19 protein-coding genes are annotated in these 15,073 nt (G+C 44.3%); 10 read left to right on the top strand and 9 right to left on the bottom strand.

Going from position 1 to position 15,073, the window contains the following annotated elements; genetic code table 11:
• Positions 1–85 precede the first annotated feature (85 nt).
• The 3 genes from ACHUFW_RS16820 to ACHUFW_RS16810 form a co-directional block, all read right to left on the bottom strand.
• On the bottom strand, positions 86–400 hold the full coding sequence (locus ACHUFW_RS16820) for a hypothetical protein (protein WP_394204590.1): 315 nt from the start codon (positions 398–400) through the stop codon (positions 86–88).
• Between the two features lie 215 nt (positions 401–615).
• Positions 616–918: a hypothetical protein gene (locus ACHUFW_RS16815; protein ID WP_394204588.1), complete on the bottom strand. Its 303-nt coding sequence runs from the start codon at positions 916–918 to the stop codon at positions 616–618.
• Between the two features lie 105 nt (positions 919–1,023).
• A complete protein-coding gene (locus ACHUFW_RS16810) occupies positions 1,024–1,329 on the bottom strand; it encodes a hypothetical protein (protein ID WP_394204587.1) in 306 nt (101 codons plus the stop codon).
• A gap of 224 nt (positions 1,330–1,553) precedes the next feature.
• On the opposite strand from ACHUFW_RS16810, the gene ACHUFW_RS16805 reads away from it, so the two are divergent.
• Positions 1,554–2,081, top strand: a complete 528-nt coding sequence (locus ACHUFW_RS16805) for a DUF3016 domain-containing protein (protein ID WP_394204585.1) — start codon at positions 1,554–1,556, stop codon at positions 2,079–2,081.
• 40 nt (positions 2,082–2,121) lie between these two features.
• Here the strand turns inward: ACHUFW_RS16805 and ACHUFW_RS16800 are convergent, their stop codons facing one another.
• Positions 2,122–3,870, bottom strand: coding sequence for a GGDEF domain-containing protein (locus ACHUFW_RS16800; RefSeq protein WP_394204583.1), 1,749 nt, complete (start codon positions 3,868–3,870; stop codon positions 2,122–2,124).
• An 87-nt stretch (positions 3,871–3,957) separates the two neighbouring features.
• On the bottom strand, positions 3,958–4,269 hold the full coding sequence (locus tag ACHUFW_RS16795; RefSeq protein WP_394204582.1) for a prephenate dehydrogenase: 312 nt from the start codon (positions 4,267–4,269) through the stop codon (positions 3,958–3,960).
• Positions 4,270–4,317: 48 nt separating this feature from the next.
• On the opposite strand from ACHUFW_RS16795, the gene ACHUFW_RS16790 reads away from it, so the two are divergent.
• Positions 4,318–5,199, top strand: coding sequence for a TraB/GumN family protein (locus ACHUFW_RS16790; RefSeq protein ID WP_394204580.1), 882 nt, complete (start codon positions 4,318–4,320; stop codon positions 5,197–5,199).
• 238 nt (positions 5,200–5,437) lie between these two features.
• Entirely contained in the window at positions 5,438–5,842 is a 405-nt protein-coding gene (locus tag ACHUFW_RS16785; protein ID WP_394204578.1) for a hypothetical protein, read from the top strand.
• A gap of 45 nt (positions 5,843–5,887) precedes the next feature.
• Here ACHUFW_RS16785 and ACHUFW_RS16780 read toward each other — a convergent pair whose 3' ends face one another.
• Positions 5,888–6,670 carry a methyltransferase domain-containing protein gene (locus tag ACHUFW_RS16780; RefSeq protein WP_394204577.1) on the bottom strand — a complete coding sequence of 261 codons (783 nt, stop codon included), beginning with the start codon at positions 6,668–6,670 and terminating at the stop codon, positions 5,888–5,890.
• Between the two features lie 219 nt (positions 6,671–6,889).
• Here ACHUFW_RS16780 and ACHUFW_RS16775 point away from each other — a divergent pair, with 219 nt between their 5' ends.
• Positions 6,890–7,726: a MaoC/PaaZ C-terminal domain-containing protein gene (locus tag ACHUFW_RS16775; RefSeq protein WP_394204601.1), complete on the top strand. Its 837-nt coding sequence runs from the start codon at positions 6,890–6,892 to the stop codon at positions 7,724–7,726.
• 54 nt (positions 7,727–7,780) lie between these two features.
• On the opposite strand, the gene ACHUFW_RS16770 is transcribed toward ACHUFW_RS16775, so the two are convergent.
• A complete protein-coding gene (locus ACHUFW_RS16770) occupies positions 7,781–8,668 on the bottom strand; it encodes an aldo/keto reductase (protein WP_394204576.1) in 888 nt (295 codons plus the stop codon).
• Positions 8,669–8,755: 87 nt separating this feature from the next.
• Entirely contained in the window at positions 8,756–10,360 is a 1,605-nt protein-coding gene (locus ACHUFW_RS16765; protein ID WP_394204574.1) for a mechanosensitive ion channel family protein, read from the bottom strand.
• Positions 10,361–10,646: 286 nt separating this feature from the next.
• Here ACHUFW_RS16765 and ACHUFW_RS16760 point away from each other — a divergent pair, with 286 nt between their 5' ends.
• A complete protein-coding gene (locus ACHUFW_RS16760) occupies positions 10,647–10,982 on the top strand; it encodes a hypothetical protein (protein ID WP_394204599.1) in 336 nt (111 codons plus the stop codon).
• Between the two features lie 30 nt (positions 10,983–11,012).
• Positions 11,013–11,162, top strand: a complete 150-nt coding sequence (locus tag ACHUFW_RS16755) for a hypothetical protein (protein WP_394204572.1) — start codon at positions 11,013–11,015, stop codon at positions 11,160–11,162.
• 62 nt (positions 11,163–11,224) lie between these two features.
• Here the strand turns inward: ACHUFW_RS16755 and ACHUFW_RS16750 are convergent, their stop codons facing one another.
• Positions 11,225–11,350: a hypothetical protein gene (locus ACHUFW_RS16750; RefSeq protein WP_256870983.1), complete on the bottom strand. Its 126-nt coding sequence runs from the start codon at positions 11,348–11,350 to the stop codon at positions 11,225–11,227.
• Positions 11,351–11,636: 286 nt separating this feature from the next.
• Here ACHUFW_RS16750 and ACHUFW_RS16745 point away from each other — a divergent pair, with 286 nt between their 5' ends.
• The 4 genes from ACHUFW_RS16745 to ACHUFW_RS16730 all read left to right on the top strand — a co-directional run bounded on the left by ACHUFW_RS16745 (position 11,637) and on the right by ACHUFW_RS16730 (position 14,960).
• On the top strand, positions 11,637–11,924 hold the full coding sequence (locus tag ACHUFW_RS16745; protein WP_394204570.1) for an ABC-type zinc uptake system zinc chaperone: 288 nt from the start codon (positions 11,637–11,639) through the stop codon (positions 11,922–11,924).
• A gap of 87 nt (positions 11,925–12,011) precedes the next feature.
• Positions 12,012–13,217, top strand: a complete 1,206-nt coding sequence (locus tag ACHUFW_RS16740) for a hypothetical protein (RefSeq protein WP_394204568.1) — start codon at positions 12,012–12,014, stop codon at positions 13,215–13,217.
• On the top strand, positions 13,201–14,115 hold the full coding sequence (locus ACHUFW_RS16735) for a metal ABC transporter solute-binding protein, Zn/Mn family (protein ID WP_394204566.1): 915 nt from the start codon (positions 13,201–13,203) through the stop codon (positions 14,113–14,115). Before ACHUFW_RS16740 ends, ACHUFW_RS16735 begins: the two co-directional genes overlap by 17 nt.
• Before the next feature lie 53 nt (positions 14,116–14,168).
• Positions 14,169–14,960, top strand: a complete 792-nt coding sequence (locus tag ACHUFW_RS16730; protein ID WP_394204565.1) for a metal ABC transporter permease — start codon at positions 14,169–14,171, stop codon at positions 14,958–14,960.
• Positions 14,961–15,073: the final 113 nt, after the last annotated feature.

The raw sequence follows: 15,073 nt of genomic DNA, 5'->3' as shown, positions 1-15,073 counted from the left end.
TTAAAATACAAAACGCCCGATGAAGTTCATCGAGCGTTTTAAACTGAAAAAGTGTCAACCTATTTCAGGACTAGTCAATAAAGATTTATTGTTCGTAGCACACTTCAGTATCTGAGTCGTAGTCACGACCGTAATCTGCGCAGGTTTCTTCCATAAAGGCGGTTTCAAGCTGCTCTACCTGATGTTCAAATTCAGCTTGCTGCTCATCGATAATCGCTTCTTCTACCACAGCTTGCTGTGCATCTAAAATGGCGTGGTGATGGTCGATAGCCGCTTGCTCTGCTGCGGTGAACTCTTCCGCTTTAACTTGTGACGTTGCAGCTAATCCAAAAATAATTGCTGCAAACAGTCCCATTTTGCCAGAAAAGTTAACTTGCTTTAGTGAGATTGAATTGCTCATAGTGTTCACTCCAATTTATGTCGTCGACCTAATTTGGTAATGGTGTTCTCCGAAGTGGAGATGTCATTTCAAGGTCACAAAGTATCTATTAATAAAAGTGGTTGCCGATGCAGCAGTATCTGCTTACCTCGTTTGCTTGATACGTATGTTATGACAATGATGCTGAACTCATGCTGAACAAAAACTAAGCGGCTCAAAATAAGCTTAATGCCGCTTTACTCTGCTAATACGGGACTTTCTTGCTCGATGCAGGTGCTGAAATCATCTTTCTCTTGGTTTTCATCACAGAAGATATTCAGATTCCCCTGTTCTTCGTGCGCCAGCTCTGTTTGTATTTGTAACAGCTGCTCTTCAGCGCTGGGGAATGCCATCTCATTGTCAGCCAATATCTCACTGACACCTTCAATTTGGTTCAATGACACTTCGTCTTCAGTGGTGCTCGCGTTAACGCTTAGGGTGAATGACAAGCTCAAGCTGGTGATGATGAGAGGCAAGCCAGCCTTTTTAATACGGGCCATTAGTGACTCCTAACAAAACATAATTACGTAAAATTGGCGTAGCAAGCTACACCGATTGTTTTCAGGAGGCGGATTTTAACAGCAATAACTTGAATCTGAGCTGAATTAATGATTTTTCATGGTTTCACATTGAAAACCTTGACGGCTATTGTTAAAGCGACAATTCAAACCACATTGCCATGCTACATCACCTTTTAATGCTGACTGCTGCTCTGCATAGGCCTTACATTGCTGGTAATCTGCAAAGTCATCTTTTTTATCATAGCGACCAGAGTTATAACCATGGGTATAGATAAATGCAGACCATGATGCTGGCTGAACGCTTTTTTCACTGTGGTTAATGCTGGTAATGACCACAGCTAAAATAGCCACAACACCAAGAATAAACAGTAGGGGGGCGAATTTTTTCATGAATTTCACTGTCTATATTAATAATGTCGCCAGTTTAGCGTTGCACGTTACCAATTGATACATGTTCTGTAGGTCAATGTGACATTGATTTCACAGAGATTATGCTTAACTGGTTTTGACAGTGGGTAATAACTATATTTTACCTTACTCGGTATTAAGCTTATATTCAGGTTAGCTTTTATACATTATGCCTGAGCAAAAAAACTACAGCCTTAGGAGGCAATATGAAGTTAAAGTATTTACTATTTGTGGGCGCTCTAGCCTCTGTCAATGTGGCTGTAGCTGAAGAAGCACCAGAGAATCCAGTGACAGAAGTTGGCCAAGTTAAGATCACTTGGCAAGACCCTAGCAGTTATCGTGATGTCAAAGCTGCAAGTGATATCCAGTCTCGATATGAGCAGCGCACCTTTGACAACCTGACCAAAGAGCTAAATAAACAGTTTGAAAAGCGATTTGGGACTAACCAGAAGTTAGAGATGGTGGTGACAGATGTGGATCTCGCTGGCGATGTGCGTCCCACATTTGGTGCAACCATGAATGATATTCGTGTCATTAAAGACATCTACCCACCACGCATTAACTTCAGTTACCAAGTCTTAGAGGATGGTAAAGTAGTGATGGGGGGCGAAGAGAAGCTAACCGATTTGAGCTTCATGCACAAAGTTGGGCGTATGGATGATAAGCCGCTTAGACATGAGTACCGCTTACTTGAAGACTGGCTGAAAAAGACCATAGAGCCTAAATTACAATAACACTTCAAAGGCGAATCACTGAGTTGATTCGCCTTTTTTGTTATGCAGCACTTGGCTCATCAATGACTTCAAACAAACTAAATGAGTTACTTGCCGCTTTGGCCTGCTTTTTGGCAGCAGCGCTGTAGGTCGAAAGCTGTTGCTCACTGCACTGAGATGTCACTGCAGGGGGTAAAATTCCCACACATAGCCCTATCAATTCATGCTCACATAATTGGCCTTTACGATCTTCAGCGATCATTTTTTGTTGTTGCCAGTGCTCAGCGGTGTAAAACAGCGCTTTAGTTTGCTCAAATGCTTTTAAGATCTGCATAGATTGCTGCAAGATTTCACTGCTGGTGCTGATAATGACGAAGTCATCACCACCAATATGGCCAATAAAGTTTTCGCTGCTTTGTTGATCAGCCAGTAATTTTGACACTGCTTGAATGACCTCGTCGCCTCGGCAAAAACCATAGATATCGTTGTAGGGTTTAAAATAGCTGATATCAAAATAGGCGAGGTAAAAGTCGCGTTTATGATGCCGCAAACGTTGCAATTCTTCTTGAATCGGAATGTTACCGGGCAAGCCGGAAAGTGGATTAGCATGTCGAGCGATTTTAATTCGATGTTCAGTGAGTTGTTGCAACAAATCCTTAGTATGGCCAATCCCTAAAAACTTGCCTTGGCGCATCACGATAAATTGCTGTGCAACATTGCCATGATTATCCTCAGCAGTGAGCGATTGACTCACCGTGGAGATAGCATCGGAGGCTTCGACCTTTAAGATTTTGGCATTCATTACGTCAGCCACACAGGTATTTTCATGTAGAGCTCGACCATAAGGCGTGCTAAATAACTCCATTAAGTGGGCGCGGTCGACAAGCCCTTGCGGAGTTTCGCTCTCAACAATTGCAATGGCTTGTAGGTTTGACTGAGCGATAAACATGTCGCTTATCTGCTTTAACTTCGTATTGGGTGGCACGGTAATGGCATTGGTGCACAAACTCTCTGCAGATTCCGCATAACGGGTTTGTTGCTTGGGCATATCTGGTAAGCACTGTGGCTGAAATACTTGATTGGGCTGCGCCTCTGGTCGACCGAGTAAATAGCCCTGACAGTAAATAATCCCCAATTGCTGTAACAGCGCCATCTCATTATTGGTTTCAATACCCTCAGCGATGACTTTGCAAGTTAAGCTTTGACACAGATCGATTATCGAGCGGACAAACTCTTGCTTTACTGGCGATTTATCAATGTCTTTAATAAAGTGGCGATCAATTTTGACATAATCGGGTGCCAGTTCACTCCACAATCTAAGCCCTGAATAGCCGGTTCCTAAATCATCAATAGCGGTCATAAAGCCTTGGCTACGGTAGTGATTTAAACACTCTTTTAGCAAGTCGATGTCATCTGCTGGGTATTGCTCGGAAAGCTCTATCACGATTTGGTTGGGGTTTAAGCCCATCTCTTGCACTAGCCCTAGAGTGAGTCCCTTTGCATGGTTGGGCTCTAAGAGTGCTTTGGGTGAGATATTAATAAACAACTTGCCGGGCAATCCATGTTTATCAAAACTACTGATTGAGATACGCCGACAGATCTCTTCTAATTCTGACAGTCGACCTTCATAAGCCGCTGTTTTAAATAGCGGTACAGGTGAGTGCAGAGGGCTATGCTGTGGGCCGCGGCTTAATGCCTCGAATCCATGAATTGAGTGGGTGGTGATATTAAAAATGGGCTGAAAAAGCGCATTGATCTTCTGCTGACCAATTACCCTATCTAGCTCCTTGCTAAGATCAATTGCTGTCATTTCGTCCGCCTTTAACTATATCGGACGAAATGTTATTACCAGAGGATGACAGCAATATGACAATATTTGTTTGCTGTCATAAATTGACTATTTTGCTTGGTTTTTAAAAGCTTGCAGTGTCTGCAACAACACAGCGAGCTTAGGAACAAATTGCTCAATTTTGTTGTTAATGTCGGTGCTCTCTGGGGTGATCTGGGTTAGCTCTTCAGCCAACTCTTGCACATAAGGGCCGAAACGATTGCTGTCGGTATTGAAGCCTTCTTGTTTACTAAAGATACTCGCAAATTTGCCATGGCCAGCTTTTTTCAATTCATCAAGTTTGGCATCAGCATCAATCGCTTGGCGATAAGCTGTTTGTAAATTCTGTTTTAGTTGCTCTATAACACGAGTATGTGGCATAACAGCCTCTCAATAAAAAATTTAGCCGAATTATAAGGGGCGAAGCAGATGGCAACAAGTCACGGATTCAGATTACTGCAAACTCTAGGTGTCTCTGCGCTGGTGGGCATGCTGTCATCGACGGCAATGGCTGCCGATACACCGCCTTTTTATCAAGTCAACTATCAAGGTAAAACCGCTTATTTACTGGGTTCTATTCATGTTGGTCAGCCAAGTTTTTATCCGATGGCCGAGATTATTGAAGAGAAGTTTGCAAAAGCTTCTGGATTGGTTGTGGAAGTGGATACCGACAATATCGATGTGATGCCGATGATTCAGCAATATGGCCTTGACCCTTCAGGGATCACGCCTCATGTGCAGAAGGTAAAAAACAGCTATTGCCAAACTCAGGCTGTTGTCTGCCAGGGCATTGCGAGTTTTTCGCCATGGTTGCAATCGGTGCAAGTTGGGATGGTGCGTTTTGGACAATTGGGTTATAGCGCAGAGTTTGGTGTCGATGGACGCTTTGTGAAGCAAAATGGCCAGCGGCCGCTATACGAGCTTGAGTCCAGCGAGTTTCAATTCAAGTTGTTGTCTGGTTTTAGCAAAACCCAGCAATGGGATATGGTCGCAGAGGCCATTGAAACCAGTGATAAACAGATGTTGGCGCTGGTGGAAGCATGGCGAGGTGGCGATGAACAAGCACTGGCAGAGCTGATGACTGAGCAGATGGTTGATGACGATGATACAGAGATGATTGATAAAATTCTGTGGCAACGTAATGTCAATATGGCGGTGGGAATTCGTCAATTAATGCAAGATCCTAAGGTTGCTGAGCCATTGTTTATCGTAGTTGGGGCCGGTCATGTTGTCGGTAAACAAAGTATTGTTGATGAAATGCGCTCACATGGCGCTAAAGTGCGTAATTGCTGGCAACAAAAGTGCCAGTAACCACAGAGCAAGCAATTAAAATAATGATGCTACAGATGTGAGCGATATGGCGTCATGTGGCTCTGATGCTAGTGTCAGGTTGTGTTTTGCTGAAATCATGTTGCCTGTTTAGGTGTTTTTGCCGTTAAGCTTTGTGAGAGGTTTTACAAAATCTGCCAAGTTAATTAGGCTGAGCGACTTTTGTTGCGCTAGCGTCACAGCTAGGAGCAGAGTTAAGGTCAGACTTAGGGTCAGAATTATGTTTTGTAAGCCAATGGTGCAGATTAGCTGCGCGTTAATGTTGTTATCAGCGAGTAGCCATACTTATTCTGCACCGCAGGTGGGTGTCATGGTGGGCAGTGACTCGGGAATCAACATCAAATTTAATGATATTAAATTGGGGGTTGGCTTAAATGATTTGTCGCTCAGCGCAGATAAACTGTTTAATTTTACCAATAGTGGTCACTTCTATTATGGTTTTGGCGGTAAACTGGCTCATTTAGATGGCGACAAAGATACCCAGTTAGCCGCACGTGCCGTTTTTGGCGCCCATGCGGCGGTAGAGCAGTTTCGATTCTTCATTGAGGCTCAGCCAAGCTTGTACTTGATTGATAATGTCAGTGTTGAGCTTGAAGCGATAGCTGGCGTTCGCTACCAATTTTAGGTGAATCAATTTAATTGTCAGGGTGGCGGTTGCCTTAATTAGCGATTAGTTTGCCTGACAAATAAAGTGCACATAGCGGCCTAATGGCACATAGGTGGGAGACGTAGAATACCGTAGTTCCATTTCTAATAGTTGCTCAAATGTGGCATTGGCTGGCTGGTGGGTTTTAAGGTAATCGCAAATGACCCGCACCCCAGATTCGTGCACACAACTCATGTTCCAATTAACTAACCATTGGCGTACATCTTGGATATAAACCGGGTGCGTCGGGGTTAAGCCTACCTTTTTCTTAACTTTTAGCCCGGCTTTAACATAGTCGAAGTTGCCAGAAACTAAGTTAAAAAAGCGCATCGCTTCTTTGTTGTAAAACATCAACGAGAATACACCGCCTTGGTTGAGCATTTTCGGTAATTGGCTCAGCGTAGTTTGTGCGTCAGCAAGCCATTCTGCTACGGCATGGCACAAAATAAGGTCGAACTTGCCATAGGCGTCAACCGTTAATGCTTGGATTGGTCCATGGACAATCTCAATGGCTAGGTGCTCACCGCTTTGTTGCTGATATTGGTTGATTTGCGTTTTAGCAATATCGAGCATTTTTTCAGAAATGTCACACAACACCACCTGATGGCCTAGCTTTGCCAGCTTCTGGCTAAACAGACCAAAGCCGCCACCGGCATCGAGTATACGCAATGGTCGGTCGCTCGGAAATTGGCTTAATGCCCATTGCAGGTCTCGCCAAACTACGGTTTCGCGCACTTGGCCTTTTGTTGAGCCATAGATATTGTTGGCAAATTTATGGGCTAATGCATCGAAATTTTTATCTTGCACCTAGGAACTCTCCAAAAATAACAGCTGATTGCAGCGGCGCTATTTTGCCACAATAGCGAAAATAAACACCTAGTCGCTGGCATTATTTAGCTTCATATCCGTTGAATTTAGCTTTCAAAGGTATTTTTGGGTATACTCGCGCTCTTAAAATTTTCAGTGGTATGTTTTTTAAAAGGTCTAAAGCGCGTGGAAAATAAAATATCGGTTGATTTAAAGGCGATGCCGTCATTGTTTTCGCTTTATCGAAAGATCTTTTTAGGTCGTAAACCTGGCTGGGATCAACAAGCTTTACCCCAAATTGAGGTTACATGCCCAAGTGTTAGCTTAAGTCGCGACAAAGTGACTCAGTATGCCCAGGTTTGTGGTTTTGAATTTGATGGTGACAAACTGCCATTGACCTATCTTTATGTGATGGCGTTTCGTCTGCATGCAGTGATTTTTACCCATAAAGCGATCACTTTTCCATTGCTCGGTATGATTCATCTGAAAAATAGCATTACCCAATACCGCGCTGTGACCGTTGATGAGTCATTTGATTTAGATTGTGCGTTAACCGGGAGCCAGCAAACTGATGCGGGTCTTGAGTTTACCTTAGTATCGAAAGCCTATGTGGGTGGTGAGTTAGTTTGGGAATCGCTGTCGACATACTTGTATCGCATAGAAAGTGGTGGCCGCCGTGTTAGACCACCTAAAGCTAGCCCTATGGTTTGGGAAGACCCAGCGCAATGGCAATTGCAGGATGACTTAGGCCGTCGTTACGCAAAAGCTTCTGGCGACTATAACCTTATTCATCTACATCCAATCGTTTCAAAGCGCTTTGGTTTTGATCGGGTGCTGGCCCATGGCATGTGGTCAAAAGCGCGTGCTGTTGCTGCACTGAGTGAGCACCTCGCTGATAAGCCATGTACTGTGGATGTAGCGTTTAAACTGCCGCTGTTATTGCCTGCAGATGTTAAGTTTGGTCATGAGCTAGCCGAAGATGGCAACCTTCGCTTTGAGCTCAGAGATAGCCGGGGCCGTCGGCCGCACTTAACAGGTAGTATTCAGTACCTTTAATAAAAAACCGAAGCATTTGCTTCGGTTTTTTATAACTCACTCTACATTGTAACATCAGGGCACACTGTGGCCTTTCGATGCTTGCCAGATGCTAAACCATTGTTGACGATCTAATTTTATCTGCTGGCTGGCAATGGCTTTATTAATGCGCTCAGATTTACCTGAACCAATAATAGGATGTGGGCGAGAAGGCAGGGCAAGTACCCAAGCATAAACAATTTGGCTGATGTCATCGGTATTGTGTTGTTCGGCGATGGTTGTTAATACTTGCTGTAATCGCTGAGCCTGGGCTAATGTTGATGAAAACAGCTCTCCGCCCCCTAAACAAGACCATGCCATTGGCGAACAGCGCAATCTTTGCAGTTGATCTAAGGTGCCATCTTCAAGGGTGGTCATATTCAGTGGGGAGATTTCCACTTGGTTAGTGACCAGCGGTGTGTCCAATCGTGATTGCAGTAATTCAAATTGTGCAGGGGTAAAATTAGAGACCCCAAAGTGCAACACTTTGCCTTGTTGTTTTAATTGACTAAATGCCTTAGCAATTTCGTCTGCATCCATTAATGGATCTGGCCGATGAATCATTAACATATCTAGGCGATCAGTATTAAGCGCTGTTAAAGAATTCTCAGCACTGGTGATGATGTGCTGGGCGCAAGTATCATAATGATTGATATAGCGCTTAGGTGTGGTTGGAAACGCCGGTTTTATACCGCATTTACTGATCAATTGCATCTGTTCACGCAAATGGGGTTGCAATGCTAGTGCTTGTCCGAAGGCTTGTTCACATTGGTATTGGCCATAAATGTCGGCATGGTCCATGCTGGTCACACCCTGTTCAAGGTAATGCTCGATCAACTTCAGAGTTTGTTGCGGGGTATACTCCCAATCACAAAGTCGCCAAAAACCAGCAATAAAGCGCGAGAGTGATAACGATGCTGTCATAATAATCCCTATTGTTTGTTTTTGCGGAATAAAAAAGGGCTTAATCATAAGCCCTTTTGCATCAACATGGGGAAAGCCCCATCAGTATTAGTCGGTAGTTTGGTAAATATGTACATCCCGCTGCGGGAACGGAATAGAGATATTTTCAGCGTCAAAGCGCATTTTCACTTCACGCGTAATATCCCAATATACATCCCAATAATCTTCTGGCTTAGCCCATGGGCGGACGATAAAGTCGACCGATGATTCACCCAGTGTATGTAGCTTAACGGTTGGCTCAGGATCCCGTAGCACTTTAGGATGCTTATCAACAATCGCCGTTAACACACGTTCTGCTTTTTCAATATCGTCACTGTAACCAATACCAAATGTCATATCGACACGGCGTTGGTGCTCGACAGTGATGTTGTTGATGGTGTCGCCCCAAATCTTATTGTTTGGAATAATCAAACGTTGGTTATCTAAGGTCTTAATGGTGGTTGATACTAAGCTCATATGGCTGACTTTACCTGTCACTCCACCGGCATTAATTAAATCACCTACATCGTAGGGACGATAGATTAAGATCATCATGCCTGAGGCGAAGTTAGATAAGGTATCTTGTAGGGCAAAACCAATGATCACACCCGCAACACCAAAACCAGCAAGTAGTGGGCCTAACTCGAAGCCTAATTGCGACAAGGCAATTAACACACCTAAGGTCATTACGGCTTTGCCTGACAGTGAAATAAAGAAGTCTTGGAGTAAGTGGCTAAAGCGTAACTTCGAATTGCTCACGGCCGTTTTAACAATGCGTTGGACGCCTTTGCCGACTAGACTGGCTAAGAAAATTATTAGTAAGAAAATAAATAGCTTAAACATGGCGCTTGGGCCATTTTCGACAATTTGTGCTTGTGCGGTACTGACCCAATCTTCCAGTAAGCTGGTGGCGACATCGAAATTAAGCACGTCTTGAGTAATATCGCCAGAGACACTAAACAGGGTTTGCTTAAGTTCAGTGGTGTCTTGGCCTAGACTATCGAGCAGTTCAATGAGGGAGCTTAACGTGGTGTTACTAAGCCCTAAACGCTCATTGAGTCTAGTAACACGAGCAGTTTGCTCTGCGCTGACATCTTTTCCGGCTGCTGCAGCTTCTTCAACGGCGGCTTTGAGTTGATCTTGGGTGTAGCGTACAAAGCTATCTAGGTTGTCTGCGCGATCTTTAAGCTCGACAACGAAAGCGGCTTGTTTGGCGCTAACATCTTGGCCTAATTGAGCTAGCCACTGTAATGTGTGGTGAGTAGATAAATAGATTTCATCACGCTCGCGTTCACGTTTGGCCAGCGCGAGCATGATGTCAGTATCATTACCTTTGCCCAGCTCCGCCACTTTGGACATCATATCATTACGAAAATACAGTAATACTTTATCTAAAAAGGCTAAATGGTCGTTCAATAAAGGCACCATCTTTTTGGCGTCAGGAGATGGCTGCTCCATTAGCCCTTTTAATTTGCCCTCAAGTTGGCGCACATGTTCCTTGATGCGATATTCAGTAAACCCTTTAAATTCACCGCTAGAGGTTTTAAGGGTTTCGGCATCTTTAACGATATTTTTTTGTAGCTGAGCAATATCAGAATAGGTGGTATCGGCCGCAGCCGGATAAGCAGTCAATGCTGCTAGGGTAAGCAACACAATTGCGAGGACACGGTTCATAGGTAATATCCTGTTACGTTTGTAGTCGACTATGATAGTCCTTTGTTTTGACAAATGTAAATTGAGTTCAGTGAAATTAGCGCATGTCGAGCTTTCGCGGCTAAATTTTATTCAAGGTATAAGTGTTTGTGGCTCCTTTACTACTGTTATCAAGTATCGCAACGACATATCAAAGCCTCTGTCTTGTAAAAATAACCCACAAACTGCCGTAAAAATCAGCTCGAAGAGCAACATGCCTCAGTCTGTTTCTGATAGAATACCGCTCCCATTATTCGGAGTCATTGTTGTGTTGTGTACCCATTGTAGTCAGTCTTTTCGTGTCGATAATATTAATGCTCAGCGAGGGCAGGGACTTGGTGCGCAAGTTCAATGTCCCCATTGCTCGGCATGGCTAGGCAAAAGCGTGATATTGTCATACTTAAAAATTGCAGGATTTTATCTGGCAGTGATTGCGCTTGTGGTGGGGTACTTTTATAGCCAATGGCGCACGCTGACAACGCCAGTGGCTATCTTGTCGGTGATGATGCTGTTAGTTAGTCATATGATGGACCACCTTAAGGTGATCGAGGCGCCGATTAACGATGTTAAGGATGACGATGCGCATCGTCAAAAGTATCGCTAGCGAATATTGGCGCTATCAATAGGGAAGGGGATGATGTTTACAGGGCTATTAAATTGGTGGAAAAACCGCAGTGTGCCGCAAAAAACCTTGCTTATATTGATTGGGATATTTGCGTTTGTGTTGGGGATGTTTTTGGCGGGGTATTATGCAGGTAAGCTGATTGGACCAAGCTTAAATTAACCCACCAAGAGGACGTTGGTATTGTTAGCCAACGTCACTCTAAGTGTGCTGTACGCTTAGCGTTAGTCAATCACTTGCACTTGTGCTTCTAACGCGGCTTCTACGTAGTAAATTCCACCACCAACAGCGATAAAGAACACTGTTGTCCAGAAGATCATTTTGAAGTTCTCGCGAAAAAATTCCTTCATTGTCAGGTTTCCTGTGTTGTCAATGTGATGAGTAAACTCACGTTTTAAGTTTACTTTAGCTAAAACGATTTTATCAATCCATATTACTGGTTTCATCTTAAGCCAGTCTTAATTGTATCAAGCCGATAGTGACCAAGCTCATGGTTTTGCACTAATTAACCGGTAATTTTGATAGAAACGGTTACATTTTTTTAGCAGTTAAACCTAGATTGGAACAAAAGAGTCACTTGACTTCATCCTTGTGATGCCTAAACTTGGTGCCAATTTTAGTTTAGAGCAGTGTCTAATGTTTGCAATGAGGCGGAAAATCACACAAGGAGTAGCAATTTGGCTAAGTGCCCTATTGTTTTGCTTGTCTGTTGCCACTTCTGCCCACAGTGTTGAACATATCGATCATGGTGCTTTGAATGACTGTACTTTGTGTATTCAAAAGTTGCAGCTCAATACCATTGTCCCCTGTTCTGAACATAGCTTTACACTCGGTAAACCGTCTTATGTTCCTCAAGTTGAAATCCTGCTTGCTAGCGTAAGTAGTGATAGCCATTTTTTTGATAGCCGTGCCCCTCCTTTATAACTGCTAGTTCTCAGTTCTTACAATAAATATTAATAAATATCCTTTCAGCTGAGAGCTGGAAGGGACTGCTAGTTATTTGGAGAAAATATGAAAACCCTTACTACCCGTTTATCTTCGGTTGCGGTAGCGTGCGCTATGGTATCTTTATCTGCTTCTGCTCAGGATTCCTCTTTAACTAATCCTAACATCAGTGCGGTACTTGATGGTTATTACCAAACCGGCGAGCGCCCAATGGCTGAACGTGTTGAAGGTTTTGGCTTGGGTCATACTGAGTTCGCCATTAGTGCCAATATCGATGATATGTTTTACGGTAAAGTGACGGCCATTCTAGAAATGCATGATGGTGAAACTGAGCTGGGCCTTGAAGAGGCGTTTATTCAAACTTTAGCCATGCCTGGTGGTTTTTCGGTGCGTGCTGGTCGATTCCTTTCTGATATCGGTTACTTGAATAACCAACATGTCCATACTGATTCATTCTCTGATCGCCCAGCGGCGTATCGTGCTTTCCTAGGTAGCCACTACTTTGATGATGGTGTGCGCCTAGATTATGTTGCGCCAACAGACCTATATTGGGCAATGGGTGTTGAAGCCTTTAAAGGCGATGAGATGCGTGCCGAAGATGAACATGGTGAGCGTGAATTTGAAAACGTTGGCGTGTATACCGCTTACACCAAATTTGGTGGTGATATCGGCACTAGCAGTTCATGGCAAGTGGGACTAAGTTACCTACGTAACGAAAATGGACGTTTAACGGCCCATGAAGAAGAGCATGGTGAACATGAAGCGCTTGCTGACGATGGCCACGGACATGATCACAGCCATGCCGCACGTTACACAGGTGAAAACACTTATATTGCCGATTTTGTTTATAAATGGGCACCAGACGGTAACTACAAATATCAACATTTCACGCTAAGTGGTGAGTACTTTAAAGTCACTGACTTTGCACCGCTAGAAGATCATGACCACGAAGAGGAAGAGCATGACGTTCATGGTAGCCCAGATGATCTAACTGGTTGGTACCTAAGTGGCGTTTACCAATTTAGTCCTAACTGGTCTGCGGGTCTGCGTTATGGTGAAGTGGACACCCAAGAGCTACATGAAGATCACTTCCATGGTCAAAAGTTGAAAGAGACAGAGGTGAGCTTAGCTTGGCACCACAGCCATTTCTCTACCGTACGTCTACAATATACCAATCAACGTGGTACCAACTTTGAAGGTTTCGAAGATGACAACATCATCACTTTACAATATGTGATGACTCTGGGGGCTCATGGTGCGCATCAATTCTAAATGGCTTAGAGTCATCATTCCGGCAGCGGCAATGAGCGTAAGCTCGTTGGCGCACGCCGACCTTAACGTGTTTGCTTGTGAGCCTGAGTATGCGGCCTTGGCGCAAGAAATTGCCCCAGATGCGAATGTCTACTCGGCCACAACGGCAATGCAAGATCCTCATCAGGTTCAAGCTCGACCTAGCTTGATCGCTAAAATGCGTCAGGCTGATATTGCGGTTTGTGCCGGTGCGGATTTAGAGATTGGCTGGTTGCCAATGCTGCAGATGAAGTCGTCGAACGCTAAAGTTCGCTCGACTGACCAAGGCTTGTTCTTTGCCGCTGATCAAGTAGAGACACTGGATCAGCTTAAACAAGTCGATCGCTCTATGGGTGATGTACATGCTAAAGGGAATCCGCATTTGCATCTGGATCCTTACCGCATGCTGAAAGTGGCGCAAGCGTTAAGTGAAAAAATGGCGCAGTTGGATGCTAATAATGCAGCCACATATCGCCAAGGCTATGCTGATTTTGCCAAACGCTGGCAGGCTAAAATCCCTCAGTGGGAAGCGCAGGCTGCTAAACTTAAAGGCAAAAAGGTCATTGCTTACCATACCAGTTATCGCTACCTATTTAACTGGTTGGGCATGGAGCAGGTGGGTGATTTAGAACCTAAGCCAGGGCTACCGCCAAGCACGAGTCATTTGAGTCAACTATTGTCTAGAGCCAACAAAGGCGATATTGGCGCAGTGATCATTACTTCTTACCAAGACGATCGCGGCGCCAAATGGCTTGGTGAGCGCGCCAATATCCCGGTGTTGCGTTTACCTATGTCGGTGGGCGGTAATGAGCAAAGCCAAGATTTGTTCTCGTTTTATGACAGCGTCATCGACATGATGTTAGCGACAATGTCAAAATAAACCTAGCGGCTTAGGTGGGGTTGGCCTACCTAAGCCTGTTTTGGGATAACATTATGTTTGATTGGGATCTCCTTTCTATCTTATTGCCCGCACTTGCTGCGGGTGTTTTGGTTATATCTACCCATGTTGTTTTAGGTCGTCAGGTGCTTAAGCGTGGCATTATCTTTATTGATCTTGCGATCGCTCAAGTTGCGGCACTAGGTGCGATTTTTGCCCACACGATTCATGACTTAGAACACCTGCCGTATGTTAACTTTTGGATGCCTGCGATATTTGCATTGGGCGGCGCCGGGATTATTGCCTGGCTGTCTCAACGCATGCATGACGAACTCGAAGCTGTCATTGGGTGTTTCTATGTGTTAGCGGCGGTGGCTGCGATGTTATTGTTGGCCAATGACCCTCACGGCGCAGAGATGCTCAAACAGTTGATGTCAGGCCAGATTTTATGGGTGAGTTGGTCACAGCTACTGCTACCGACTATCGTCTCAGTTGCAGTGCTACTGTTAGTGATAGTGAGGCCGAGCGTACTTGATGGTTTAGGTTTTTATTTATTGTTTGCACTGGTGATCACCTTGTCGGTGGAGTTGGTGGGGGTTTACTTAGTATTCAGTACCCTGATTTTGCCCGCCCTTGCTGTGAACAAGTACAGCGGTAAAGCCAAACTTGCTATTGCCTATTGTGTTGGCTTGCTTGGTTATGTCGCGGGTCTGCTTGTTTCAGCGACTTGGGACTTACCTAGTGGTGCGGCGATTGTCGCGACGTTAGCGGTTAGCGCAGTGGTGTTCAGGCTGTTGTTAAAAAGGTCTGATCAGTTAGATTTAATGGCGAACAAAGCAGCAAATTAGCGATAATAGAGTTAATTAACACGATTTAACTGGCTATGTCGGCGGCATTGGCTATGATGTCATCCGCCGTTCATATGCTAACTTTAAGATTAGTGTCAACGTGTTAGATGTTA

It is taken from the genome of Shewanella waksmanii (assembly GCF_043643685.1).
Taxonomy (GTDB): Bacteria; Pseudomonadota; Gammaproteobacteria; order Enterobacterales; family Shewanellaceae; genus Shewanella; species Shewanella waksmanii_A.
The sequence above is the reverse complement of the archived record's forward strand: the minus strand, read 5'-3'. Positions and strand labels throughout refer to the sequence as shown.